Annotated in this window: 24 protein-coding genes; 11 read left to right on the top strand and 13 right to left on the bottom strand. The window is 51.9% G+C overall.

Annotated elements, in window-relative coordinates; all coding sequences use genetic code 11:
- Positions 1-1182, top strand: a complete 1182-nt coding sequence (locus IPM31_11545; protein MBK9007614.1) for a CfrBI family restriction endonuclease — start codon at positions 1-3, stop codon at positions 1180-1182.
- 7 nt (positions 1183-1189) lie between these two features.
- On the opposite strand, the gene IPM31_11540 is transcribed toward IPM31_11545, so the two are convergent.
- The 10 genes from IPM31_11540 to IPM31_11495 form a co-directional block, all read right to left on the bottom strand.
- The gene (locus tag IPM31_11540; GenBank protein ID MBK9007613.1) at positions 1190-1519 is read right to left on the bottom strand and encodes a DUF433 domain-containing protein; all 330 of its coding nucleotides are present in this window, start codon (positions 1517-1519) and stop codon (positions 1190-1192) included.
- Positions 1520-1560: 41 nt separating this feature from the next.
- Positions 1561-2385, bottom strand: a complete 825-nt coding sequence (amrB, locus tag IPM31_11535) for an AmmeMemoRadiSam system protein B (protein ID MBK9007612.1) — start codon at positions 2383-2385, stop codon at positions 1561-1563.
- Positions 2378-2872 (bottom strand): NUDIX hydrolase, encoded by a 495-nt coding sequence (locus IPM31_11530; GenBank protein MBK9007611.1) that lies wholly within the window; start codon positions 2870-2872, stop codon positions 2378-2380. The genes amrB and IPM31_11530 overlap by 8 nt, the downstream gene beginning before the upstream one ends.
- A gap of 34 nt (positions 2873-2906) precedes the next feature.
- Positions 2907-3632, bottom strand: a complete 726-nt coding sequence (locus IPM31_11525; protein ID MBK9007610.1) for a hypothetical protein — start codon at positions 3630-3632, stop codon at positions 2907-2909.
- The gene (locus IPM31_11520) at positions 3629-4237 is read right to left on the bottom strand and encodes a sigma-70 family RNA polymerase sigma factor (protein MBK9007609.1); all 609 of its coding nucleotides are present in this window, start codon (positions 4235-4237) and stop codon (positions 3629-3631) included. Before IPM31_11520 ends, IPM31_11525 begins: the two co-directional genes overlap by 4 nt.
- Before the next feature lie 103 nt (positions 4238-4340).
- On the bottom strand, positions 4341-4724 hold the full coding sequence (locus IPM31_11515) for a DUF3054 domain-containing protein (GenBank protein ID MBK9007608.1): 384 nt from the start codon (positions 4722-4724) through the stop codon (positions 4341-4343).
- Positions 4724-5212: a hypothetical protein gene (locus IPM31_11510; GenBank protein ID MBK9007607.1), complete on the bottom strand. Its 489-nt coding sequence runs from the start codon at positions 5210-5212 to the stop codon at positions 4724-4726. Before IPM31_11510 ends, IPM31_11515 begins: the two co-directional genes overlap by 1 nt.
- A 238-nt stretch (positions 5213-5450) precedes the next feature.
- Entirely contained in the window at positions 5451-6968 is a 1518-nt protein-coding gene (gene lysS, locus IPM31_11505) for a lysine--tRNA ligase (GenBank protein MBK9007606.1), read from the bottom strand.
- 187 nt (positions 6969-7155) lie between these two features.
- The gene (gene greA / locus IPM31_11500) at positions 7156-7626 is read right to left on the bottom strand and encodes a transcription elongation factor GreA (protein MBK9007605.1); all 471 of its coding nucleotides are present in this window, start codon (positions 7624-7626) and stop codon (positions 7156-7158) included.
- Positions 7627-7761: 135 nt separating this feature from the next.
- Complete coding sequence (locus IPM31_11495; GenBank protein MBK9007604.1) at positions 7762-8499, bottom strand: PIG-L family deacetylase; 738 nt, start codon at positions 8497-8499, stop codon at positions 7762-7764.
- Positions 8500-8633: 134 nt separating this feature from the next.
- Between IPM31_11495 and IPM31_11490 the strand changes: the two genes are divergently transcribed.
- On the top strand, positions 8634-9017 hold the full coding sequence (locus IPM31_11490) for a PilZ domain-containing protein (protein ID MBK9007603.1): 384 nt from the start codon (positions 8634-8636) through the stop codon (positions 9015-9017).
- 18 nt (positions 9018-9035) lie between these two features.
- On the opposite strand, the gene IPM31_11485 is transcribed toward IPM31_11490, so the two are convergent.
- Positions 9036-9317, bottom strand: coding sequence for a BrnA antitoxin family protein (locus IPM31_11485; protein MBK9007602.1), 282 nt, complete (start codon positions 9315-9317; stop codon positions 9036-9038).
- Positions 9318-9443: 126 nt separating this feature from the next.
- On the opposite strand from IPM31_11485, the gene IPM31_11480 reads away from it, so the two are divergent.
- The 5 genes from IPM31_11480 to IPM31_11460 all read left to right on the top strand — a co-directional run bounded on the left by IPM31_11480 (position 9444) and on the right by IPM31_11460 (position 14493).
- Positions 9444-9812 carry a hypothetical protein gene (locus tag IPM31_11480; protein ID MBK9007601.1) on the top strand — a complete coding sequence of 123 codons (369 nt, stop codon included), beginning with the start codon at positions 9444-9446 and terminating at the stop codon, positions 9810-9812.
- Complete coding sequence (locus IPM31_11475) at positions 9809-11941, top strand: caspase family protein (GenBank protein MBK9007600.1); 2133 nt, start codon at positions 9809-9811, stop codon at positions 11939-11941. Before IPM31_11480 ends, IPM31_11475 begins: the two co-directional genes overlap by 4 nt.
- 24 nt (positions 11942-11965) lie before the next feature.
- Positions 11966-13672 carry a caspase family protein gene (locus tag IPM31_11470; GenBank protein MBK9007599.1) on the top strand — a complete coding sequence of 569 codons (1707 nt, stop codon included), beginning with the start codon at positions 11966-11968 and terminating at the stop codon, positions 13670-13672.
- A gap of 162 nt (positions 13673-13834) precedes the next feature.
- The gene (locus IPM31_11465; protein ID MBK9007598.1) at positions 13835-14146 is read left to right on the top strand and encodes a DUF433 domain-containing protein; all 312 of its coding nucleotides are present in this window, start codon (positions 13835-13837) and stop codon (positions 14144-14146) included.
- The gene (locus IPM31_11460; GenBank protein ID MBK9007597.1) at positions 14146-14493 is read left to right on the top strand and encodes a DUF5615 family PIN-like protein; all 348 of its coding nucleotides are present in this window, start codon (positions 14146-14148) and stop codon (positions 14491-14493) included. Before IPM31_11465 ends, IPM31_11460 begins: the two co-directional genes overlap by 1 nt.
- A 9-nt stretch (positions 14494-14502) precedes the next feature.
- Here the strand turns inward: IPM31_11460 and IPM31_11455 are convergent, their stop codons facing one another.
- Positions 14503-17364 (bottom strand): alpha-amylase, encoded by a 2862-nt coding sequence (locus IPM31_11455; GenBank protein ID MBK9007596.1) that lies wholly within the window; start codon positions 17362-17364, stop codon positions 14503-14505.
- 47 nt (positions 17365-17411) lie between these two features.
- Here IPM31_11455 and IPM31_11450 point away from each other — a divergent pair, with 47 nt between their 5' ends.
- A complete protein-coding gene (locus IPM31_11450) occupies positions 17412-19685 on the top strand; it encodes a GAF domain-containing protein (GenBank protein MBK9007595.1) in 2274 nt (757 codons plus the stop codon).
- Position 19686: 1 nt separating this feature from the next.
- On the opposite strand, the gene IPM31_11445 is transcribed toward IPM31_11450, so the two are convergent.
- Complete coding sequence (locus tag IPM31_11445) at positions 19687-20817, bottom strand: hypothetical protein (protein ID MBK9007594.1); 1131 nt, start codon at positions 20815-20817, stop codon at positions 19687-19689.
- Between the two features lie 327 nt (positions 20818-21144).
- On the opposite strand from IPM31_11445, the gene IPM31_11440 reads away from it, so the two are divergent.
- The 3 genes from IPM31_11440 (at position 21145) to IPM31_11430 (ending at position 24917) form a co-directional block, all read left to right on the top strand.
- A complete protein-coding gene (locus IPM31_11440) occupies positions 21145-22161 on the top strand; it encodes an IS110 family transposase (GenBank protein MBK9007593.1) in 1017 nt (338 codons plus the stop codon).
- A gap of 46 nt (positions 22162-22207) precedes the next feature.
- Positions 22208-23470, top strand: a complete 1263-nt coding sequence (locus IPM31_11435; protein ID MBK9007592.1) for an aminopeptidase — start codon at positions 22208-22210, stop codon at positions 23468-23470.
- Positions 23471-23678: 208 nt separating this feature from the next.
- Entirely contained in the window at positions 23679-24917 is a 1239-nt protein-coding gene (locus IPM31_11430) for an aminopeptidase (GenBank protein ID MBK9007591.1), read from the top strand.
- Position 24918: the final 1 nt, after the last annotated feature.

Raw genomic sequence — 24918 nt, 5'->3', positions numbered from 1 at the left:
ATGCCTAAAAACAAAAAACCGCTAAATGCCCTAACTGACTTAATCTCGCCTGCTGATTTAGACTTACTATCAGCAAGCGGAAGTCAACTTGTTGAGCAAATAGGCTTGGACGTTGTTCGCGGTGTTGTGCTAGATATTCTCACAGGTAAGAACTTGCGAGATTCAACCGAAGCGTTGACGCGGCGCAGAATCGCCACATTGAATTTAGCAACAATGGAATTATTTATTAGAGGTTCGGCAAACTCCAAAGACTTTATCAATCAGCTTCCGAAAATCGCTACTGACATTCTTTCTAAAGGGAATTTATCCAAAGCCGAAAGATGGCTGGCTCAATGGATTCTTGGGTTGACGGATAAAGCATTTCAAAATGTTTTGAGGGATGATCCCGAGGCAATTGCAGAATACAGGGATAGATATATTCAGATTTGCGACGAAGTTATCGGCACAAGAAAAACAGAGAAGGGATCACTGCGTGGCGAAATTACAATCAATGGAAATCAAAAAGCTCAAATCAATTGGCTTTGGATGACCTACCTTCTGAATACCATCGGAGCGCAAACACTTGCAATTCGCGGGTCAGAAAAATCTGCTTATGGCAAACTATTTGAGAAATTGGTACTTGGCTCTCTTCTTCATATTTTAGGCTTCAAACACACTACGCCTCCCCCACAAGAGTACGAAAAAGTATTTTGGCTTTCTTCAAGAAATGAAAAACGAGAAAGTGACGCAACGTTGCTCTACGAATTAGGTAAAGGCGTACGATTTGACATTGGCTTCATTGGGAGAGGAAATCCTGAAATCTCTTTAGACAAGGTAACACGCTTTGAAAGAGAAATTTCATTGGGTCGCTCAAAATTTTTTATGGCAACTATCATTCTTGTTGACCGCATCGGAGCAAACAGCAGAATAGAACGCATGGCTGAAGAGGTGCAAGGGACAATCATTCAGATGAGTGCGGGCTATTGGCCCAAGCAAGTTGCCCAAGTATTAAACAAAACTATTGGATTCAGACACGATCTACTTCGTATGAACGACAATGAAGTGGAGAAACATCTGCGCAAAGCAATTCGAAAAGTTCCACTGGAACAGTTTATAGGATTATCAAAAAATTTTGGGGGACAATTTATAAAAGAAGAGCAAGAACAATACAACTTATTTGATGAAAATTCAGATTACGAATGATAATCCATCAAATTGTTTGTCGTCTCGCTAACAACCGCTCTCGAATCCCTGATTGATTGAAGCGTTCTTCATTTTGTTTCCGCACTTCTAGGGCAAATTTTTCGCGGCGTTTGAGATACTCCTGAACTTTGCTTTTCTGATGCAGGTAATAACCGATCACAGAGTACACATCTGCCAAGGGGACAACGGGATACTGAACCGCGATCTCTTCGGCGGTCAAGCCTTCGAGAAACGCGGCAACGATTGTATCCAGTGTCACGCGCGTTTTGCTGACGCGGATCACGCCGTCTTTATCAACTTTCAATGGGATGGTTCCAGTAAATGTTGCGGTTGCCATTTCGACTCGTCTTTCTTCGTTTGCAAGTATAGCACAGAGAGTTATCCCTTCAAAACCACCCCCGCCCCATACCCCACAACGGACGTGAAATCTCCCGTCACATCGCCTGAGGTGGCGTGACGTAAAATTTGCACTTTGTTCGCGCCCAACTCGCGCGATGCCCACAACGCGGCGGCGACGGCGGCATGTCCGCAGGCGAAGGCTTTGCCTGTGTGTTCCGCTTCAAAAATGGATTCGGGGTCGAACGACTCGAACCGCTTGAGCATTTCGGCGTCGAGCATGTTCGCGGTGGTTTGGTCGTAAAAGTGGGAGAGGTCGGTGGAGGCGACGAGCAGAGCGTTTTTGTTTCTCAAAACTTGTGCAAGCGCAAGACCGAGTTTCTTTGCCACATCTACTTCTTGCGCGCGGATCATGATGGGCAAGAGTTTGAATTCACCTGTCAATGCACGTTGTAAAAATGGAAGTTCAATTTCAAGCGAATGTTCTTTATCGGCGCGAATTGGAGTGATGGGAATATCGAGATGCGAAGATAACTCCGCCAGCGCGGATTTATCCACTTCAATATTTCCAAGCGGAGTACCATACGCGTCGTGGGTGGTTGTGAGCAATGGATAATTTGATAAGTTATGGAATGGAGAAATGACCACAACTAAATCGAATTGCAAATTTCGAACTGTTGCGAATCCAAACCCAGCCACCGCGCCCGAATAGCGATGCCCCGCGTGCGGCGCGATGACTGCCACCACCTCCCCATTCAACTCAGGCAATTGCGCGTTATTCAAATATTCATCAACGACACGAGCCAAATTCTTTGCATTCCCCTCATACCAAGTCCCAGCGATCGGAGACGGGCGAACATCAAGCATAAAAAGATTGTAGCACTTTTTGAGTCGCGCGAAAAGCGAGCGGCGGCAAATTAGTTTTATCGAACCACTCAACCGCATCCGCGTCGTCGTCGGGTTTCATGTCGCCGCCGAGAACTTCGGCAACATACACGATGACAAAGTCCGCGCCGCGCGGATGCTCGCGCCCCGACACGATGTCGAACACGCGCGTCACGCGCACGCGCAAGCCTGTCTCTTCCAAACATTCACGCGCCGCCGCTTCGGCTGGGTCTTCGCCGCCGTCCACAAACCCTGCGGGCAGAGTCCACAGTCCGCGATGCGGTTCGTTGACGCGCCGCACCAACAGCACGCGCCCATCATCCACGATCAACGCCGCCGCGGCGACCTTCGGGTCTACATAATGAATCCACCCGCATTGCGGGCAAACGGGGCGCACACGTCCAAACTTTTCGACGGGCATCACCGACGCGCCACAACGCGGGCAGAAATTGAATTCGGAGGTTGACATAAAAAATCGGACAGCAAGCTGTCCAACTCCATATTTACTTCCAACGATTGGACGCGCTTCGACGTAATAACGCCATCAAGGATGCGCTCAGGATTGCGATCACTGCAAACGCGGATTGCCACATGGATGGAATGATCGGCGCGGGACGCGTCGGTTCATTCGCGACTTGAGGCTGATCCACATCCCCAGCATTCTCTGCCTCTCCGATCTTTGTCATCGGGGTTTCCGCCACGCGCGCAGAATCTTCCAATGAAGGCATCATGGTTGGCAGAGGCGCAAGATCGGATGAAGATTGAAGAGGAGCTTCCGTCGCGGCTGGGGCTTCGGTCGCTGGCGCTTCGGTCGCGGCGGCTTCAGCAAACACGGGCGCTTCTGTCGCGGCGGCGGGTGCGGCGGAAAAAATTTCTGGCGCGCCGCCTCCCGTTCCAAATGGGGAAATCTGCGCGAGTTGTGGAGCGAATGTGTTGATTCCAAATGTGAAGAAGAACAATAATGTGGCAACGACTGTCGCGAATCGAAACGCGGGATACGAACGCGGAAGCGGCGGATTCAATCCCACCATTTTGCGCGTGAGCGTGAAGTTGCGAGGAGCGCGTCGCTTGGGGAGTTGGCGGAGAAGGGTTCGGGCGGCGCGTAAATCGTCGAGGGTTGAGGCAAGTCCCCCGTCGGATTTGAGGCGTGATTCCAGTCGCGCTGAATCGGATGGAGTCAGTTGTCCATCTAAATAAGAAGAGAGGAGTTCGAGATCGCGGTCATTCATTGTGCAACACCGCTTTCAAGACGATACGATGCGGGCAAAAGTTCCGCGAAGCCTTGCAGGCACTCACGTAATCTTAAGCGTGCGCGGGCGAGGCGACTCTTGATGGTGCCGAGCGGCACGCGAACGGTGGCGGCGACTTCGGTGTAGTCCATGCCTTGAATGTCTGCCATTACGACGACAGTTTTGAATTCGAGCGGGAGGTTATCGAGGCAGTGCTGGATCGCGTGTTCGACTTCGTCGGCTTCGGCTTGCTGTGCGGGAGTCATGTTCGGGTCGGCGAGCCAGCGCGGGGAATCCATTTCGTCGCCGTCGTTGGTGTCGGGTTCGAGCGGAGTTGTGGGTCGGCGTTTTTGTCGGCGCAGTTCGTCGTAGCACGCGTTGGTGACGGTGCGCATGAGCCACGCTTTGAACGATCCGCCGCGAAACGATGCGATGCTTTTGAACGCGGAGATGAACGCCTCTTGCGAGGCGTCGGCGGCTTGGTCTTCGTCGCCGAGGATGCGGAGGGCGGTGTTGAACACGCTGTCTTGATAATGCAAGATGAGCGTGTTGAAGGCGTCGAGGTTTCCGCCTTGCGCGTCGGTGATGAGGGCTTGTTCGTTCATACGATTTACGATTTCAGATTGACGATTTACGATTAGCGTCGAGATTATTTTATCATTTCGGGACGGGAAAGAAGAAAGAGGAAAGTGGAAAGTAGGGGTAGACCTACGTGTCCGCCCTTTTTGTTTTCATAAAAAGATAAATCCCCCGCCACACTACCATCCCCAACGCGGATGTGGCGGCGAGGACGTTTGCAAAAACGGGAATCACCATCGAGCCGAGGATGTTGGCGCGCGAGAGAGCCGCGAGCGGCGCGGCGAAGATCATCGCCAGCGCGGGTCGCCACAGTTGTTTGGGGTTGGATGTGATCTCTGGTTGGTATAGTCCAAGCAGCGGGGCGATGATGAACCACGCAACGGTGAGCGGAACATAACTCAACAGAAAACGCGGCAGGATGGATGCGTCTGTCTCGCCGTGAAAGGCAAATCCCGCAAACGTGACCAGCGCAATGGCGACAGCGTCGCTAATGAACAACATCTTTTTTGACATTAACTTCCTCCGAGTAAAAATACAACAACCGCTATTCCACAGGCAATCACTCCCAAAATCGCCGCAAAGAGCAAGACAACATTCTTGCCGCTTCCATCGTCTCTAGCGAACGGATCATTCCCAATCGCGGATTCATAAGGCATGTTGCTTCCCGAATCGCGTGGCATGGTGGCTTCGATGCGATCCACCGCGTCTTTTGCTTCTTTTAATCCGACACCATATTCTTCGCGGTAGATCTTTACCGCTTCGATCTTCTTCCCTTTGCCGAGCAATGACCGAATCTTACTTTCAAGCACGGGATTGTCGAAGTTGCGCGAATCGGAGGGAGGTCTTGCCGCTTCCATCCGTGCCATTTGTTCCACCGCTTGTTTTGCCTCCGCAAGGCTGACGCCCGTCGCTTCGCGGTAGACTTGGATCGCCATGAGAATCTGGCTGGCGTCGATCAGTTCGTGGATCTTTTGCGCTTGGTGAGGTTGTAGGTTTGGCATGGTGAACTCCTTTTATAAACTGATGTTACGCACCGTCCCGCAGGTTTTCTCGCAGAACTCCATTGATTCAACCAATCCTACGGGACGTTCTGCGTAAGGTAAGCTATAAACATGCTCTCCTATTTTTAACGAAAAACCTTTTTCAACACAAAGGACACCAAGATCACGAAGGAAATCTTTGTGAAATTCACACTTTTCCACTTTGTGTACTTTGTGTCCTTCGTGTTTAAGCTCTTTGCTATTCTTCCTTCCTCAACGCGGGGAACAACAGCACCTCGCGGATGGAATGTTTGTCGAGCAGCAACATGGCGAGACGATCCACGCCCATGCCAAATCCGCCGTTGGGAGGCATACCGTAGCGCATGGCGCGGAGGTAATCCTCATCGAGCGGATGTTTCTCGTCGTCGCCCTCCGCGTAATCGCGTCCCATTTCGACGAAGCGTTGTTCCTGATCGAGCGGATCGTTCAACTCGGTGAAGGCGTTGCACAACTCGAAACCCGCGACGTATCCCTCGAACCGCTCGACAGTCAGCGCATCGCCAGGGATGGACTTCGCCAGCGGGGAAATATCGCGCGGATAGTTGTACAAGAACGTCGGCTGGATTAACGTGGGTTCGAGGAAATCGCTGAGCAGGAAGTCGATCAACTTGCCGCGCGTCGCTTTCGGATCGGGAGTCTTGTTCGGGTGCTTCGCTTTGATCGCCTTGAACAACTCCTCAGCGGATTTATGCTCGGCAATGTCTATGCCGCTGGTTTGTTTAATGCCCTCGCGCATTTCGAGTCGTTTCCATGGCGGGGTTAAATCAATTTCATTTTCTTTGTACTTGATCTTCATCGTGCCAAGGACTTGCTGAGCCGTGAACGAAACCATTTGCTCGGTCAGTTCCATCACTTGCAGATAGTCCGCGTATGCCCAATAGAATTCGAGTTGCGTAAATTCGGGGTTGTGCTTGAACGAGACTCCTTCGTTGCGGAAGTCGCGCCCGATCTCGTAGACTTTTTCCAAGTTGCCGACGAGCAGTCGTTTCAAATATAACTCGAACGAGATGCGTAGATACATATCTTGTTCGAGTTCGTTGTGATGTGTCACGAACGGACGCGCCGCCGCTCCGCCGTACAACGGTTGGAGGATTGGAGTCTCGACTTCGAGAAAACCTTTGCCATCCAAAAATTCGCGCAACGACTTAATGATCGCCGCGCGTTTGCGGAACGTCTCGCGGACATCGGGATTCACCGCCAGGTCTGCGTAACGTTGTCGCGCGCGCAATTCGGGATGCTCCAACGCGGCATGACGGACAACGGTCCCATCTTCGAGAGTCTCGTCCTTTGCGGCGGGTAACGGACTCACCGCTTTGGCGAGCAAATGAAAATCGTGGACGTGAAGCGTGACCTCTCCGCTTTTTGTGCGGAACATCACCCCCTCCGCTTGAACGAAGTCGCCGAGGTCGAACATCTTGTTGAAAAGGTCGAGTCGCTCTTTGCCCACTTCGTTTGCGCGGAGGAATAACTGCACTTTGCCCGCGCCGTCCTCGATGTGCGCGAACGAAATTTTGCCCATCGTCCGCATCGCGCGGATGCGACCCGCGAGCACGGCTCGGACTTCCTTGCCATCTTTTTCAGCAGATTCAAATTCGGCAATCGCTTCCGCGCTGAGGTGCGTCCGCTTGGCGCGCGTGGGGAACGGCTCCAAGCCCTCAGCGCGTAGCTCCTCAAGTTTCTGCAAACGGACTTTTTCGAGTTGGGTATATTCGGTCATAATGATTCCTGATTTTACACCACGCGCGAGTCGATCAAATTCTCTGCCACGGATTTCGCGGATTATCACTGATTTATTAATAAAATCCGCGTAAATTCGTGAAATCCGTGGCTAAGGTTTTCGCGGTCAATAAATAAAAAAAACCCCGCGAAAGACGCGGGGCATTGTGTTTCTGTCGCTCCTGAGTCTATCCGACTTTCAGGATTTTAACATTATATGTGCCGCCGGGCGTTTCGACTTTGACAATATCGCCCACCTTGCGATTCAAGATGGCTTTCCCGATGGGCGACTCGTTCGAGATCTTCCCCTCGCGCGGGTTGGCTTCCGCCGCGCCGACGATGGCAAACGTCTCCGCCTCGAAGTTGCCCTCTTTGATCGTCACCTTCGAACCGAGGTGCACCACGTCGCCTTTTTTCTTGCCGTTATCCTCGATGATCTTGGCGGTGGCGAGCAACAAATCGAGTTCCTGAATGCGCCCTTCCACGAAAGCCTGCTCGTTCTTGGCGGCTTCGTATTCGGCATTTTCAATGAGTTCCCCACCTTCCATGGCTTCGTGCAGACGATTGGCGACTTCCTGCCGTTTGGCGGTTCGCAAATAATCCAATTCGTCTTGAAGCTTCTGGTAACCTTCTTTAGTTAAGAAATTGTTGTTAGGCATCTTTAATTCCTGCTATTATGAATTTTGTCCCGCATCGCGGGACAAAGCAAGGGAGAGCCGATTCAGTTGGTGTTTCCCAAAAAGCGGGCATACTATATCATGGTTTTTTAGGCAATACAAGTACGTCGCAACGGTCTAATCATATTGCAATAAACGGATTCCCTGCCGCTCAGCCCAGTAATTTCGGATGGATTTGGTCACGTTTTCGGGGGTATCGAACTGGTCTCCGAGCGCGGGAAATTGGGATGTATAAGCGAGCGACGCTTCGATCCAACGGGTGAGGCTGGGTTCAGTTATCCTGACAGTTTCCTCGACCATCCCAGCCGCTTTTGCCTCCAGTTCGTGTGGTTTGTAGCACCAGTATGGAACGTCAATGTCATAACGGAGGGGTTTGCCCAAAAGTTCCGCGGCTTGCCGCACGAGCACGTGGTCGACGTGCGAGCCAAGCCCAAGTTGGCAGACCAGCACATCGTCGGGGTTGAGGCGGGCGGAAATGGCAGAGGCGATCTGCGCGGGGTAATCCGCATCCGCTGGGTGAATCGCGCCGAAGATTTCAGAGGGGTAAAGCCAATCCCCATTTTTGTCGCGGCGGTAGATGCAATCGAGAAAATCGAAGTGGATCGCCTTCGCGCCGACGATGGAGGCGGCGAGCGTATCTTCCATCCGCCGCTTGCGGACAGTTTCTTCCGCGGAGGAGAATCCCCAAATTTGGTGAAGCCTTTGCGCGAATTGAGAATACTCGGTGAGGCGCGGGTCGCCGCACATGATCGTCCAGATTTCAACTGGGACGCCTGCTTGAGTTTGTTCGTAGATCAAACCGCCCGCGGAAAAGACGGCGTCGTCAAGGTGAGGGGAAAGGTATATCCATCGCATAATTCAATTTTAACAGTCCCGCAGGTTTTTAGGGAGGTGTTGTCGCGCGCGGTGAAACCTGGGGGACGGCCTGCCCGATAAATTTAAGATGCGAGTGCAATGTCTGTTGAAGTTAGTTCAAGTACACTACCCCCATGCAAGAGAGACGCAAACAACCGCGCAAGAATTTGATGTCGTATTCGCAGGTCTTCGATCTATACGAAGGCAGGCTCATCGGCTACCTCGGCGACCTGAACCTGCTGGGGGCAATGGTGATCGGCGACGAGCCAATGCCGCTGGACACAAAATTGACCGCCTCGATCCAACTACCCGAATTGCCGAATGTCTCTGCCACGCGCATGGCTTTGCCGGTCCGCGTTGCGTGGTGCCAACAAGACCTCAGCCCTGAATTCTTCAACATCGGGTTTGAGTTCGAGCTTGTGACCGACGAACAGAAACGCATCATCGAAGCCGTGATGGAAAATTACGAGTTCCGCCGCGAATCGCCGAACTATCCGCCTCGCCCCGAAGTAGGGTAAGTTTACACTCTGGGGGAGTTATGCTTTCGGTCTCTTCACCGAATATTCGTTATTGATGCTTTCCCGAAGAAAATGCTTGATCAATGATTGATATGGCACGTCGCGTTCATTCGCCAGTTGGCGCAGTTCAGCGATCATCGATTCGGGCAGGCGCAAAGAAATAGATTTCAAGGTGGGCTTCAGATTGGGGAAAACGGCGCGTTGAGCCTTCTTCCAATCGATCAGATCGCTGGAATCATTTTTAGCCCAAAATCGGCGCTCTTCTTCCTCGTTCTTGAATTTAGGAAGTTGCTTGTACATCGAATATTCTCTTTGCTTGCCTGCTCCTCTGAACAACCTTACCAAAATTTGAGTGTTTCAATTAATGGATTTTAGCCTATAATTGGAGCATCGGTGTCGGAATTCAAGCTTACAGGTGGAGCCCATATGACGACTGACCAGCCAATCAAATTTGAGATCGAAGTCGGCGCGAAGAATATAAGCGAAGAAGACCTCGACGAAATCACCCGAAATTTGCTGAACGAATTGAGGGGAAGTGACGCACTGTCGGCAGATTTAGTCTCCTCGGGAGCCGCCCCGAAGGGAACCAAAGGCGATTTGGTGACCGTCGGCATGTTGGCGCTGGAAGTGTTGCCCGCCGCCGCGCCGAGTCTGATCGCGATGGTGCAAGCCTGGGTCATGCGCGGACAGGGTCGCACGGTGAAGTTCAAGGGCAAGGGGTTTGAGTTCGAAGGCTCGCCCGAAGAATTCGATAAGTTTCTCTCCACGTTCCAAAAGAAAAGCAAGAAAAAATGAGCGCCAAATACGCCTTGGTCATCGGCAACACGGACTACGCCGACCCGGGGTTGGCTCAACTCACCGCGCCCGGCAAGGACGCGGAAGATTTTGCGCGCGTGTTGAAGGACAAAGGTCTCTGCGAGTTTGACGATGTAAAAGTTTTGCTGAATCAGGTTTCCTCTTCCATTATCGAAGCGATTGACGAATTCTTCGACCAAAAGAAACCCGATGATTTACTCGTTTTGTATTTTTCGGGTCACGGTGTGCGAGATGAACTTGGTTCGTTGTATCTGGCGGTCAAAAATACGATCCGTTCACGATTGAGATCAACGGCGATCAAGTCTGACTACATCCGCGAGGTGATGGATCAATCGCGGTCGAGGCGGCAAGTCCTCGTTTTGGATTGTTGCAACAGCGGCGCGTTCCAGCAAGGGACAAAAGCCGCGACGGGCGTGAGCGTTGGCACGGCAACCGCGTTCGAGGGCGGATATGGTCGCATCATTCTCACCGCCAGCGACTCGACTCAATTCGCATGGGAAGGCGATAGAGTCATTGGTGAGACGGACAACTCGCTTTTCACTCACTTCCTCGTCGAGGGACTCGAAGGCGAAGCAGATATAGACGGCGATGGAAGAATCACTGTTGATGAGTTGTACGATTACGCGTATGAAAAAGTAAAACATGCGACACCGAAACAAACCCCGTCGAAGTTTTCGAGCAAGCAACAGGGCGAGATCATTCTTCGCCAAAATATATCCGTCGAAGAGATCAAGTCGGTGCCGTTGCCCACTCCCCTGTTGGACTCGATTGAGAATCCATTTTCAGATATTCGTCTCGGCGCGGTGCAACAACTGACGAAATTATTGAACGGAAAAAATCTTGGGCTGGCACGATCCGCGCGAGAGGCGTTGGAAAGAATCGCCGAAGAGGATGACAGCCGTCAAGTCCAGCGTGCGGCGGCGGGGGCGTTGGAGTCCGTGCGCGAGGGCGAGAAAAAAGCCAAAGATGAAGAATCAGACAGAATAACGGAAGAGGCGCAGAACGTCATCCACAAACGCGTCATGGAAGCGGAACGTCTGGAGAAGGAAAAAGTCAAACCATCAGTGGCACGAATCCTTGATGCCAAGAAAGAACTTTCGAAGCCTGAGCCTGAGATAATAAACTCATCCATTTCGAATCAGCAAGCGATCTTATGGATCACTTTGGGCTGGGTCGTTGCCGGGGCGATTAGTAGGACAGTTTTCTGGGCAGTGGACGAATTCAGCACGCCATTGGTCGGTATCGTCAGTTGGGGGATCGGTGGCTACGTAACTACAATTATCCTGCGAGCCCGAGATATCCTTCCCAGCGAGAAAAATATTTATCTGGTAACTTTTATCTGGGTCATCGGCGGGATAATCGGTTGGGCAGATACGAGCATGATCACGGCGGCGCCCATTGCGGTAGTTGGAGATACGATCGGGATTCTGATCGCGTTGGCGGGCACGCTTGGTATTGAAAAATTACGCTCGCGTTGGAAAGACATGCTGTGGTTGATATTGTTCTGGGCAATTTCAAGCGCGGTCGGCTGGACAATCGGTAAGTGGATTTATTATGCTGATGGGTTTTTGTTCAATTATTACATCGGCAAAGCGGCTGGATGGGGACTCGCCTGGGCAATTTCGGGCGCAATCGGCGGTTACGTTTTGGGTCGGCAACTTCTAAAAGCACCTAAAGAAACAGCACAAGAAGAGTTCGCAGGCAAATGGACCATCGCTGAATTCATAGAGAAACACAAGGTATTTCTTCTTTCATGGAAGGGACGAAGCCTACTAGGCGTACTGGTTGGATTAATCCTTGGAATATTGTTCGGAATAATATACGGGATAGTCAATGAAACCACCTACAACTTTGCCTACGCATATTCCACCTTTTATTTAGATGTTCCACACATTATCTTGTTAGTCGCTTGCGGTCTGGCTGGATTAATAGCGTTTCCACACAGATGGACTATCCCATTGATGATCGGCGGTTTCATTGTTGTAGGTATTGCCAAGAGTCAAGAAGGATCTTTGCCATATGACTTGCTTGCATTTGGAGGTGTGTACGGCCTTCCAGCAGGCGCTTTACTTTCTAGAATTTTGTATTGGCTAAAAGTAATCAAGTAATGAAATATTTGCCCTGAGGAACCCATGAGCGGAAAATTCGCCCTCATCATCGGCAACACGGAATATACCGACCCCGGTCTGGCGCAACTGACCGCGCCGGGCAAGGACACGGAGGATTTTGCGCGCGTGTTGAAGGACAAAAGTCTTTGTAAATTCGATGAAGTCAATGTTTTATTCAATCAAACAGAGTCTGCAATCCGTGAAGCGATTGACAGTCTCTATTATCTTAAAAGACCAGATGATTTGCTTGTGCTATATTTTTCAGGTCATGGCGTACGAGACGAGTATGGTTCGTTGTATCTTGCGGTAAAAAATACAAATCGTTCTCGTTTGAGATCTACGGCGATTAAATCAGACTATGTACGAGAGTCCATGGACCAAAGTCGTTCCAAACGGCAAGTACTCATCCTTGACTGCTGCAATAGCGGCGCGTTCCAACAAGGGACAAAAGCAGCTACCGGCGCAAGTATTGGGACATCATCCGCTTTTGAAGGGAATGGGTATGGTCGTGTAGTTTTGACAGCTAGCGACTCCACCCAGTTCGCATGGGAAGGAGACAAGGCCATCGGCGAAACGGAAAATTCGCTGTTCACCCATTTTCTTATCCGGGGGCTTGAAGGCGAAGCCGACAGAAACCGCGACGGGAACATCACTGTTGACGAATTGTACGATTTTGCTTATGAGCAAGTTCTCAACATAACCACAAAACAGACACCGGGAAAATGGTCATACAAGGAACAAGGTGAAATCATTCTTCGGCAATATGTTCCCGTTGGCGACAAAAAGACACGGACCGAAGAACTTCGAGTCCTGCATCATGAACGATTGAAAATGATACAGAGCAGGCAGGAAAAATTGTTACAGGAGAAAGAGGAACTTGAATCAAGAATTAGCGAATCTGAATCTCTCCGCTTATCATCCAAAAAATCAACATCAAGCAAGTCATGGGTAATACCAACAGGAATTTTCCTAATACTTTGCGGTTTCGCAATCAGCGCGCTTTGGGTCAGTAATAGAATATTCTCATTATTTGCATCCCCACCCCAAACGAGCACAGACTCGGTTTCCGTCACACCCATTCCTAGCGAAGGAAATTTTCAAACACCTACCGCGGTCGTAAGTCCTATCATCCAAAATTTTCCAGCATACCCCCACCTCTTGGAATCCTTGATTAATTCAGAAGTTTCATATTTTGATGGTTTTGATAATCCTCTTGTAACGGGTTCAACTTTTTCCGGTGGAGCAATTAACAACGGTGTATTGGAAATCATCGGCACTGAAAACTGGGACGGGGTTTCTCGGAAAAAGAACTTTAAGGACGGCGAGGGAATTATCGTTGATTTCAAATATACAAACGATGCGCTTTTTGAAGCGTTTTTCGAGCAGGGCGATTTTGGCAACGAATCGTACAGACGGTTTGGCATTTTCATCGGCGACAACTCTATTCTGACAAACGAGTATGATGGGGATCAACTCATTCAAAGTACCCCTCTGTCAGGGAATATTTCGCTCAATGCAGATACGGGGTATTCGCTATTAATGGCAATTATAACAGATGCGCAGTTTGTTGTGGCTGTTTGGGATCCAGCTAACCCATCGGATATTCTATTTCTTCGAGAGGAAAAAGACTCGACATGGATTGAGTCGGACTGGATTTTTTATGTGCAGGCAAATCAAGGTATCATCACCCTTGATAATTACAAGGAAATTACTTTTAGAAACCTGAAATGATCCGTGTAGCATCAAAAGGATAAATTGAGCGGAAAATTCGCACTCATCATCGGCAACACGGAATACACCGACCCCGGTCTGGCGCAATTGACCGCATGCGTACGGATCAAAGGAAGAGAGCTGTTCACTAAAAATCGTGTATGATTGGGGCAGGAGTTAGCCATGTTAGCAGAAACCCGTTACGAGCATGTAGTTTTGAGCGACTCACGTGTGCCTCTCATTTCAGGGACAACAATGAAGGTGGTGGAACTCGTCCTTGCGCAGGCAGCATATGGCTGGAGCGCGGAGGAATTGCACATCCAGTTCCCGCAATTGACGCTGGGGCAGATCTATTCCGCGCTCGCGTATTATTGGGATCATCGCGACGAATTGGATGGCGACATTGAAAAGCGAATCGAAAAAGTTGACAAAGTTCAGAAATCAACTCCCGCCTCGCCATTAATTAAACGACTGAAGGACAAAGGGCTGATCTAATGACTGTGTCGCTATACATGGATCACCATGTTCCAATAGCGATCACGGTTGGTTTGCGTTTGCGGGGCGTAGATGTGGTTACGGCGCATGAGGATGGCGCCGACCAACTCGACGATGATGAATTACTGAAACGAGTAAACGAATTGGGGCGGGTCTTATTCACACAAGACGACGACTTGCTAACAGAGGCGGCGAAATGTCAACGGGAGGGGATTGAATTTTCAGGCGTGATTTATGGGCATCAATTGAGGGTGACGATAGGACTTTGTATCCATGACCTTGAAATTATCGCCAAAAGTGGGGAAACGGAAGATTTGAAAAATCAAGTTGTATTTCTGCCGCTGTAACACGCAGAGTTATTTACTCTTTGATTTTTTCTTCACTGCTTTCTTCAGAACCTGTTTCACTGATTTCGGCGTTGACTTACTCGCCTTCGCAGAAGATTTCTTCGCCATAGCCTTCTTCGCCACAAGCTTCTTCTTGACAACCGCCTTTTTCTTCACTAACTTTTTCGCGGCGGATTTAGTCTTACTAGCTTTCGCCTTCTTTCCATTCTCTACTTTCTTCCTCGGTTTCTTCACCTTCGCGGATTCTTTCTTCTTTCCTCTTTCTTCATCCTTCATCCTTCCACCTTCATCCTTCACGCCAAACATCTCCTCCCACTTCGCGGACATAGACTCCACGCCCGCGCCATTCAACGCGTCGCAAATCACTTTCCACTCGCCACTTTCCACGAACTGAAAATCCATAAACACGTGATGCTGGTACGCGTGCAGTTCAACGTACAGTCCCTTGCTCCAAAGTTCTTCACATGAGCGGATGTATTCCAAGTGTGTAACGTAATCTTTGAAAATAACGTAGCCTTCGAATGGAAGTCCCAGCGCTTCGGCTAAAGATTTTTGGCGCAAGTCGCCAGTAGACTTATCGAGATAGGCGGCGCAGGTTTTGATCCAGCCTTTGGTGTCGGCGAAGCGGTTGTGATAGAGGACGAGTCCGCGTTCATCTTGAAATATGTTTGAGTAGGCAAAAACATTTTCGTCCACGTGACCGCTGGCGGTGAAGAGGTCGAAGAGGAAGAAATTTTCCACGTCGGCGAACAGATAGCGGCGGTGAAGAAGCGGGAAGATCTTCCAATCGTGACCAGCGATGAGCGCGTCATTCGGTGTCTCATCCCATTTCGGTTTGCGAAACTCCATCCCATATTTTTCGCGGAAGCCTTCAACCTGTCCGTGCCCGAACATCGGCAAGCCAGGCAACGTGGACAGCACAGTTGCGATCCCAAAATATTTATCGCCGTCGCCGAATTGTTCGATGGCGGTTTTTTCATCGGGGTTGTTCATGAAGTTGACGTACCGCTTGAGAATTTGCGGGTCGAACTCCAGCGTGTTCTTGATCGCGGCGCGATATTTGGCGTTGTCTTCGTCGCGCAGCATGTGCATGAACGCGGAGTTGTACACGCGGTGCATCCCCAGCGTGCGGACGAAATATCCCTCGAGCAGCCAAAACGCTTCGGCGAGGAGTAGCGTGTCTGGGACTTCCGCCGCGACACGGTCCACGACCTCGCGCCAAAACTCCTGCGGGATCAACGCGTCAAATTCGGACCTCGTCATGCCTCGCTCTGCCCGTGAGGGGATCGCGCCGCCTGAGCCGGGTTCGGGGAACCATAATCGTTGAATGTGTTTCTTCGCCAACGTCATCGCCGCGTCGAAACGGATGACGGGAAAATTGCGCGCCACATGCAAAATGGTTTGGATGATCGCCTCGCGCACTTCGGCTTTGGTGTAATCGAGTTGCGCTGTGTCGTTCCACGGAAAGGACGTGCCGTCGTTGCCGTGATAGATGTAACGCACGTCGCCCGTAAAATGGTCGCGGCGTTGAAAGACGACCGCCGCATCGGTCTTGTTGTAGTAATGATCTTCGAGATAAATTCCCACGCGAATATCGTCGGACAAATTTTCGGATTTGAACGAATACGAAGGATATGGCGAATACGGAAGCGACAGGAACCAATCGGGATGCTCGCTCACCCACTTCGAGTCGATGCCCATGTGATTGGGGACCATATCGGCGGACAGGCGAATACCTCTCTGCCACGCGCGAGTTCGCAAATTCTCCAATGCTCCCCAGCCTCCGAGGTCTTCGGCAATATCATACGAATAAAGTGAATACGCCGAAGCGACTGCGTCCGCATCGCCCATGCGTTGTTTGATTCGTTGACTGGCGCGGCTCCGTGCCCACAGACCGATGAGCCACAAACCCGTGAAGCCGCGATCACGGAGAATGTCGAGTTCTTCATCGGGGATTTGGTCGAGAGTTTTTATCCAGCGACCATACTTGCGCGAGAGTTGTTCGAGCCACACATAGGAATTTTTCGCGATGAGGATTAATCGCGGCATCCAGTCTTTGTCGGGACTGTATCTTTCGTATTCGGCATAGTCGCCGCCCGAATAGGTTGCGACGGGGATATCCGCTTTGAAATCGCCGTGAGCGAGGTGATGACGGAGAGTCTCTTCGCGTAAAAAGTCCATGCCGCGCAAGAGACGAGAGACAAACTCGTCGCCGAGTAGTCCGCCCCACTTTTCGAGGATGAACTGCAACTGCCCTTCAAGCGAATCAGGGAAGGCTTCGGCAGGCGCGCGCAGGATTTCAAACAACGATTCGGTCGAGCCTGGAATATTCGCGTTATCTTTTACAATTTGGGCAAAGAACGAATCGAGCGCGGCGATCAGATTCTTGTAAGCGGTCGGTTCAAGCGGAGCATCGTCCACGAGTTCGAGCATGGGACTCACTGCCGGGTTGGCGTTGTGCGTGAAGACGTAGATCAACTCTTCGACCGACTTGACTCGTCCGTTCGTGAGTTTGGCGAGATAGTCATCAACTTGTTGCTCGCCGAGATACACGCTTTCAGGCGGAAACTCTGCGACGAATTTTTTTTGCGTGCGGTCAATTGAATCCTCACCGACTTGCTCGCTCGCAGAGTTGACCGCTGTGTTCATCACCGGCGGAGGGGCGAACCGCTTCACGAGGGCGCGCAAAGCCTCGTCAATGAGGGATAAAGCATAAAGGTCTGAAGCAGGCAGAGGGTCCGAACGAAGCGCTGTTGCCTGCGCCGCAAACTTCCGCGCGGAGGAGAAATCCCCAAAGTGGACGCGGCCGTCGTCGCGGAAGAAATCCGATGAAAAATGATAATGATCACGCGACAGTTTTGTTAGGCGCATGGGGCAATGATAACCTCGAAAAATGATTTCGAGTATACTTTTGCTCAATGTCACCCCAAATTTTCGAGATGGTCTTATTGATGATCGCAGCGGCATTGCACCTGCCTGTGCTTTCGTTGTTGTTACGCAAGCGCGCCGGGCAAGAGACCGCCGCCGTATTCTTTTCGGTATACGTTATCATCAACCTGCTCCTGACCGTTGTAGAGGGACTGATACGCGGGGGGCAATTGGCGCTCGGCGAACGGAGCGCAATCGACCTGCAGGCGTTCGGCGCATTCATCCTTTCCTTCATTGCCCTGATCGCCATCCTGTATTTTGTGCGACGGAATTCTCGCAACTGGCTGATCGTGGGAGGCGTCTGGCTGCTTGGCTTTTTTGCCATCCTCTTCAACCTGTTCCGTTTCGGCGAAGTGGTTTGGACGAACGGCGCGCTCGTTGTCACCTTCGACCGGCTCGCGTCGATCTGGGCAGGGTATGGCTGGTTGGTATTTACTGCTGGGGCTTTTGTGGTTGTGCGTATTGCGCATGACCGCTCGCGCCAGCCCCTGCTCCGCAACCGCCTGAATTACTGGACGCCGGCGTTTCTGCTGATTGCGCTCAACGATGGTTTGCTGTTTTTCGGGATGCCCATACCCGGCAACCCGGCGCGTTTGTGCGCGGCTATGCTCGGCGCGCTCATCATTGTTACCCACGATCCGCCAGACTTGCGGAATGTTGCGCGGCGGGTGCTTACGTACGTTATCACCACGTTGGTGATCCTGATCTTTTATGTCGCTGGCGCGACTGCCTCGCAATCGGTGTTCAATGCTCTGCCGAATTACAACCCGCTCGTCGTCGGCGCGGGGATCGCGCTTGTGTTGGCGTTGATCTTCACCCCGTTGCTGACCAGCGTGCGGCGGCTCGTCAACAACTGGTTCAACTTGCAGGAATACGACGCCAGCCGCACGCTCCACGCCTACAGCGAACAGATCAGCAACATCCTCGATATGCAGAGGCTCGCCAATGTCGCCGTGGGGCTCATCATCGAGGCGATGGACATTTCGCGCGGCTTCCTCTTTCTTGTAGATCCCGATATCACGCCGAACGGCGAGAAGAATTACCGCCTGCGAGCCGTCCGCAACAAGGGCGAGCGGCAGATTCGGATCACCACACTGGGAAGCGAACACCCGGTGACGAAATACCTCGTGGTGGAGGGCCGCCCGCTTCTTCAATACGACTTGGACCTGCTCCCGGCTTTTCGGTCGGTTTCTCAGCCCGAGCGGGAATGGTTCAATCATCTCGAAGCGGAGGTGTATCTCCCGATCTTTTCCAAGCGCGAGTGGATCGGGCTGTTTGCCCTCGGCGCAAAGATCAGCGGCACGCGCTATACGGAAGAAGACCTCGTCACCCTTTCGGCGTTATCGAACCAGACGGCGGTGGCGCTCGAAAACGCCCGTCTCGTCGATAACCTGGTGGTGGTCAACACCGAACTGCGGCAGGCATATCGCAACCTCGATAAAGCCAACCGCGACCTCGAGCGCCTCGACCAGACCAAATCCGATTTCATCAGCATCGCCTCGCACGAACTCCGCACCCCGCTGACAACGATCATCGGCTACACCGAAATGCTGCTCGAAGATACCTCCCTGCCTTTGCCCAGCCATTCCATGTTGAAAAATATTTCCAAAGGCACGAAACGCCTGCACGAGATCATGGACTCGATGTTCGATATCGCGCAAATCGACTCGCGCACTCTGCAACTCCACCTCACTTCGGTGGATACCGGCGATTTGATCCGCAACGTGGTGAACGGCTCCGAAAAATCGCTCAAGGAACGCGAACAAACACTGACACTGGACATTCCCAACCTGCCCATGGTCAAGGCAGACCCAAACCTTCTGCTCAAGCTTTTTCAGCACCTGCTGACTAATGCCATCAAATTCACGCCAGATCAAGGGAAGATCAACATCGAGGCGCGGCAAATCTCCCCCAGTACGGCAGACATGCCCAACGGCGGACTCGAGATCGTGGTCAGCGACACCGGCGTGGGCGTAGATCCCGATTCGCGCGAGATCATTTTCAGCAAGTTTTATCAACCCGGCGAACTGCTCAAACATTCCACGAGCAAGTCGCGCTTCAAAGGGAGCGGCGCCGGGCTGGGATTGGCATTATCCAAAGGCATTGTCGAGGCGCATGGCGGGCGCATCTGGGTGGAGAGCAAAGGCTACGATGAGGAAAATTTCCCCGGCAGTCAATTCCACGTGATCCTGCCTCTAGGCGTTTTCGATAGCGGCGAAAAAACAGTTGTGATGGGGAATGAAGTGAAATTGCAACTGGGGTAACTCAAATCGCCTTGCGATAGACCCGGTGATTTTTGTACTCCACCCCATTCAAGTTCTTCAAATCGGCGCGCATTTGTTCGGTGGTTTCAGCCACCTGAGTCATTTCGACGTTTTCGAACTGGTTGAAGCCCAAGACTGTTTTCCCCATTTCGTAATACAGCAAAGCATTTCCGCCTCGTCCCTGATATTCCGGCAGGATGCCCATGCCGTTGCCTGAGACCGTTTTCGTGCGTTTCATTTCGAGCAGAAGGTCGAAGATGCCGAACGGGAAGAGTTTTCCCTTCGCGCGTTGAAACGCGGCGGAGACATCGGGGAAGGCGAAGAGGAAGCCGACGATCTTTTCGCCATCCAAAATAACTTTGATGAGGCGCGGATCAGCGACGAGGAAAATGTTATCCACCGCGTATTGGATGTCGCCGGGCGAGAACGGATAATACTCCCAGTTGTGGATGAACGCCTTGTTATATGCTTCGCCGATGCGCGGCGCCCATTTGATCAACTCGCGCTTGCTCTTGAACTTTTTAACTGTCAACGCGCCGCGTTCGATCACGCGTTTGGCGATGCTTTCGACTCGTTCGGGAATTTTGAACTGGTGAGCGGGCAGGTAGCACGAAACAAAATCCACTTCTTTTTCGAAGCCGAGAGATTCCATCAGTTTGGGATAGTAATCGTAGTTGTAATTCATCATCGTCATCATCTGGCGATGCTCGAAGCCTTCGATCTGAATCCCATAGCCGTCGAACGGAGAGAGTCCCTTTGGACCGATCAGCGTGTCGAGTCCGCGCTCTTTTGCCCAGGCGCGGACCGAGTCGAAGAGGGCGCGGGCAACCTCAAGGTCGTCAATGGAATCGAAGGCGTAGAAGTGCGCTTTCTTCGTCTTGTGATAGTCGTTGAAGGGCTTGTTATTCGCGGCGCAGATTCGTCCCACCACTTCGCCGTCGCGAACGGCGAGGAAGAAATCCGCTTCGGAGTGGCTGAAGAAGGGATGTTTCTTGCGATTGAGAGGCAGGTAGGCGTCGAGAAAAAGAGGCGGCACCCATTGTTTGCAATCGCGGTAGAGGTCGTAATAAAACTCCACGAAACGTTTTACTTGCCGTTTGTTGTTTGTATCCACTTGTTCGATGGTGAGCATGCCGCCAAGTATAAATCCATCATAGCGTTCGTGCTATACTTGCGAAAAATCAAATGTCATCCTGAACATAGTGAAGGGTCTCCTGTGATATGAGGAGATTCTTCGCTCCGCTCCATTAGACTTGAAGTAGTATTGGAGTTGCCAAACAAGGGCTGAACAAGTCTAGAGCCGCTCACGAGGCAAACGCCGAGTCAAACTCAAATTCTGAAGCAGACCCAGCCCTTGTTGTGAACTATGCGATCGGTATTCAAGCCTGAAAGGCTAGTAATGGAGAATGCACGTTCACAAGTTGGCAAACCCAATACCCAAGTCCAAAAGAGGTTCAGAATGACAACATTTGTATCCTTTGTAGGTGTCGATATTGCATCCGCTTCTTTCATGGCCAGTGTTGGAACACAGCCTTGGAAAGTCACGGTCAAACCAACGAAATTCGAGAATGACGAAAATGGTTTCGTCTCCTTTCTCGGCTGGTTGCAGGAACACAACCTGAAGACCGAAAGCACCGTGGTGTGTATGGAAGCGACAGGCGTCTATAGTGAAGGCTTGGCATACTTCCTATATGCCAGTGGTTATTCGGTGGCGGTCGAACCGCCGTTGAACATCCAGCGCAAGTTTCCTGTGAACGCTTCCAAAACCGATGAACTGGACTGCCAGTATATCGCCGAGTATGCCTGCCGCTATGCGGACAAACTCTCCTTGTGGAAACCGAGAGCCGAGATTTTGGAGCAAGTCAAGCTACTGTTGACCACGCGCCAGCACTTTTCGGTACAGTTGACGGGACATAAGAACGCCTTGCACGCGATCCACCGCAAGAAGGTCTCGTCTGAACTTGCCAAGCACTCTCACCAGAACATGATCGAGCAGATTACCAAGTCCATCAAAGAGATCGATAAGGAAATCCGTCGTTTGATTGAAAGCGATCCAACCTTCAAACAGACCCTGCTCTTGCTCATGACGGTGCCTGGCATCGGGCTGCAACTCGCCGCTCACTTACTGATCCTCATGCAGGAAACACTCGATCCAAGAAGTTTGGCGGCTTTCATCGGCATCTGCCCGATCAAGCATGAAAGTGGCTCTTCCGTCTACTCGGCTCCAACTTCACGACACTTTGGACCTCCAAAGTTACGCAAACTCCTTTATCTGGCGGCCTGCTCCGTGCGTACGCACAAAAGCAGTTTCAGCAATACTTTTACCGCAAAGTCGCGGATGGCAAGCACAAAAAACTGGTCCTCAACAACATCCAAAACAAGATCCTCAAGATTGCTTGTGCTGTCGTCCGCTCGCAACAACCCTACCTTCCCAACTATGTTGCTGTCAATCCCCTGGTTTTTCAAAAAACCTTGACGGCTTCATAGTATTCAGAATGACATGGTTATAAAAGGGAGATGCCATGCCATCAAAACAACACCAGGAATTGCTTGAAAAATATGCCGAAGCGGTGGTGCGCGTGGGGCTGAACCTGCGCAAGGGACAGCGGCTCATCATCACCAATGCCACCTCGCGCGGAGTGCCGCCTGCGGGGCGAGAGTTCGTCTATGCGGTGACGAAAGCCGCGTATGCCGCAGGCGCGAAATATGTGGAGGTCATTTGGGGCGACGAGGAAATGCTCCGCCTCCGCTTGCAACACGCGCCCGTCGATTCGTTCGACGAGTATTCGAATCATATCGTTGACGCCACGATGAACATGATCAAGAACGGCGACGCGTTGCTTTCGGTTTATGCCAACGATCCCGACGCGCTTGCTGGTCTGGATTCCGAACGAATCGCGGCAATGCAAAAAACTCATTTGAGTCATTACAATGCGATCGGAGCGCAAGTCAGCCGCAACGCGATCAACTGGTGCGTGGTCGCTTCGGGGAGCCCGGCGTGGGCGGCGAAAGTTTTCCCCGACCTCAAGCCAGAGGAAGCGGAAGAAAAATTATGGCAAGCCATCTTCGAGACGACTCGCGCCACCCTCCCTGACCCGGTCGCCGCGTGGGAAGCGCACATCAAAAACTTGAAAGCCCGCGCCAAGTACATGCAAGCAAAAAAATATTCCGCGCTTCATTACAAAGGTCCCGGCACCGACTTCACCCTCGGCTTGCCCTACGGTCACATTTGGGGCGGCGCGCAGGCGATGGCGGAGAACGGCGTGATCTTCACCGCCAACATGCCCACCGAAGAAATCTTCACACTGCCCGATCGCAACCGCGCGGAGGGAACCGTCGCCGCGACCTTCCCGCTCAGTTACGGCGGAAGCCTCATCGAAGATTTCAGCGTCACGTTCGAGAACGGGCGCATCGTGAAAGTGAACGCGAAAAAGAATCAAGCCCTCCTGCAAAAACTGGTGGACACCGACGAAGGCTCAACGCGGCTCGGCGAGGTGGCGCTGGTCAACGCGACCTCGCCCATCGGCAAACGCGGTCATCTTTTTTACAACACGCTCTTCGACGAGAACGCCTCCTGTCACATCGCCATCGGACGCGCCTACCGCTTCACGCTCACGGGTGGGGCTGAGTTGACCGACGAGGAATTTATCGCCGCTGGAGGCAACGTCAGCCTCAACCACGTGGATTTCATGATCGGCTCGCCGCACATGGACATTGACGGGATCAAAGACGACGGCGCGCGCGAACCTGTGATGCGATCGGGCGAGTGGGCGTTCGAGGCGTAAAATCAATTAACCGCGAAGGGCGCTAAGAACGCAAAGATTTTTCTTAGCGACCTTTGCGCGCTTAGCGGTTCAAAAAGGTTTTCTTCGCGGTTCAAAAAGGATAAAAAATTAACCGCGAAGAGCGCTAAGAACGCAAAGATTTTTCTTAGCGACCTTCGCGCGCTTAGCGGTTCAAAAAGGTTTTCTTCGCGGTTCAAAAGGGATTTCCATGACAGAATCAGAATTCGATCAACTGCTCTCAAAATACGCCGATGTCGTTGTCCGCATCGGACTCAACCTCCGCAAGGGACAACGCCTGCTCCTGCGCGGAATCCTTGAAGACGCGCCATTGATGCGCAAAGTAGCCGAAAGCGCGTACAAGGCTGGCGCGGTTTACGTCGAGCCGATCTACACGGACGAGCGCATCGCCCGCATCCGTTTTGAACATGCCGACCATGAGTCGCTGACCGAAGTGCCTAATTGGATGCTGACGCGCTACGAGGAATATTACGAACGCATGGACGCGGAACTCGCCATCCATTCCTCCGATCCCGAATTGCTGGCAGGCATTGACCCGGAGTTGATCGCGAAGAATCGCAAAGCATCCGCGGAAAAGTTCGAACCGCTCCGCAAGTATGAAAACACGACCAACTGGTGCGTGGTGGCAACCGCGTCACCGGCGTGGGCGCGGAAGGTGTTCCCAGCCGTCCCTGCGAAAGAAGCGGTGGAAAAATTATGGGCGGAGATCTTCGCCAGTTGTCGAATCTACGAAGCGGACCCGGTCGCCGCGTGGCAGGAACACGTCGAGAAACTCAAAAAGTATCGTAATTATCTGAACGCTCAAAAATTCACGGCTCTGCATTATCAATCTCCCGGCACGGACTTGACCATCGGCTTGCCCGAACAACATCTCTGGCAGGGAGCGCAAGCCGAATTCAAAAACGGGATCACGGGCATCCCCAACCTCCCCACCGAGGAAGTGTTCACCACGCCGCACAAAGATCAAGTGGACGGAACCGTCGCGTCCACGATGCCGTTGAATTACAGCGGCGTGTTGATCGAAGATTTTAGTCTGACGTTCGAGAACGGACGCGCGGTGAAAGTGTCCGCGAAAAAGGGCGAAGAGACGTTGAAGAAATTGATCGAGACCGACGAGAACGCGGCGCGGCTCGGCGAATGCGCGCTCGTGCCGAACAGTTCGCCGATCAGCCAGCGCAAGATTCTGTTTTACAACACGCTCTTCGACGAGAACGCTTCGTGCCACGTTGCGATTGGAAATTCCTACCGAGACACCATCGTCGGCGGCGAAGATATGACCGAGGAAGAGTTCGCCGCCGCAGGAGGCAACAAAAGCCTCACGCACGTAGATTTTATGATCGGCTCAGACAAGTTGGATATTGATGGAGTCAAAGCGGATGGTTCGCGCGTGGCAGTGTTTCGGAAGGGCGAGTGGACGGTGAAGGTGTAGG

Origin of the sequence: Candidatus Defluviilinea gracilis (assembly GCA_016716235.1) — a bacterium.
Taxonomy (GTDB): domain Bacteria; phylum Chloroflexota; class Anaerolineae; order Anaerolineales; family Villigracilaceae; genus Defluviilinea; species Defluviilinea gracilis.
This window is presented reverse-complemented; position numbering and strand designations above follow the sequence as displayed.

Bases quoted from the DNA above. Each gene is read 5' to 3' on its own strand.
- IPM31_11465 (MBK9007598.1), top strand. From the start codon at position 13,835: ATGTTAGCAGAAACCCGTTACGAGCATGTAGTTTTGAGCGACTCACGT.
- IPM31_11540 (MBK9007613.1), bottom strand. From the start codon at position 1,519: ATGGCAACCGCAACATTTACTGGAACCATCCCATTGAAAGTTGATAAA.
- IPM31_11510 (MBK9007607.1), bottom strand. From the start codon at position 5,212: ATGCCAAACCTACAACCTCACCAAGCGCAAAAGATCCACGAACTGATC.
- IPM31_11430 (MBK9007591.1), top strand. From the start codon at position 23,679: ATGACAGAATCAGAATTCGATCAACTGCTCTCAAAATACGCCGATGTC.
- IPM31_11450 (MBK9007595.1), top strand. From the start codon at position 17,412: ATGTCACCCCAAATTTTCGAGATGGTCTTATTGATGATCGCAGCGGCA.
- IPM31_11475 (MBK9007600.1), top strand. From the start codon at position 9,809: ATGAGCGCCAAATACGCCTTGGTCATCGGCAACACGGACTACGCCGAC.
- IPM31_11445 (MBK9007594.1), bottom strand. From the start codon at position 20,817: ATGCTCACCATCGAACAAGTGGATACAAACAACAAACGGCAAGTAAAA.
- IPM31_11470 (MBK9007599.1), top strand. From the start codon at position 11,966: ATGAGCGGAAAATTCGCCCTCATCATCGGCAACACGGAATATACCGAC.
- IPM31_11545 (MBK9007614.1), top strand. From the start codon at position 1: ATGCCTAAAAACAAAAAACCGCTAAATGCCCTAACTGACTTAATCTCG.
- IPM31_11525 (MBK9007610.1), bottom strand. From the start codon at position 3,632: ATGAATGACCGCGATCTCGAACTCCTCTCTTCTTATTTAGATGGACAA.
- IPM31_11530 (MBK9007611.1), bottom strand. From the start codon at position 2,872: ATGTCAACCTCCGAATTCAATTTCTGCCCGCGTTGTGGCGCGTCGGTG.
- IPM31_11440 (MBK9007593.1), top strand. From the start codon at position 21,145: ATGACAACATTTGTATCCTTTGTAGGTGTCGATATTGCATCCGCTTCT.
- greA (MBK9007605.1), bottom strand. From the start codon at position 7,626: ATGCCTAACAACAATTTCTTAACTAAAGAAGGTTACCAGAAGCTTCAA.
- IPM31_11480 (MBK9007601.1), top strand. From the start codon at position 9,444: ATGACGACTGACCAGCCAATCAAATTTGAGATCGAAGTCGGCGCGAAG.
- IPM31_11485 (MBK9007602.1), bottom strand. From the start codon at position 9,317: ATGTACAAGCAACTTCCTAAATTCAAGAACGAGGAAGAAGAGCGCCGA.
- IPM31_11435 (MBK9007592.1), top strand. From the start codon at position 22,208: ATGCCATCAAAACAACACCAGGAATTGCTTGAAAAATATGCCGAAGCG.
- IPM31_11455 (MBK9007596.1), bottom strand. From the start codon at position 17,364: ATGCGCCTAACAAAACTGTCGCGTGATCATTATCATTTTTCATCGGAT.
- IPM31_11490 (MBK9007603.1), top strand. From the start codon at position 8,634: ATGCAAGAGAGACGCAAACAACCGCGCAAGAATTTGATGTCGTATTCG.
- IPM31_11515 (MBK9007608.1), bottom strand. From the start codon at position 4,724: ATGTCAAAAAAGATGTTGTTCATTAGCGACGCTGTCGCCATTGCGCTG.
- amrB (MBK9007612.1), bottom strand. From the start codon at position 2,385: ATGCTTGATGTTCGCCCGTCTCCGATCGCTGGGACTTGGTATGAGGGG.
- IPM31_11520 (MBK9007609.1), bottom strand. From the start codon at position 4,237: ATGAACGAACAAGCCCTCATCACCGACGCGCAAGGCGGAAACCTCGAC.
- IPM31_11495 (MBK9007604.1), bottom strand. From the start codon at position 8,499: ATGCGATGGATATACCTTTCCCCTCACCTTGACGACGCCGTCTTTTCC.
- lysS (MBK9007606.1), bottom strand. From the start codon at position 6,968: ATGACCGAATATACCCAACTCGAAAAAGTCCGTTTGCAGAAACTTGAG.
- IPM31_11460 (MBK9007597.1), top strand. From the start codon at position 14,146: ATGACTGTGTCGCTATACATGGATCACCATGTTCCAATAGCGATCACG.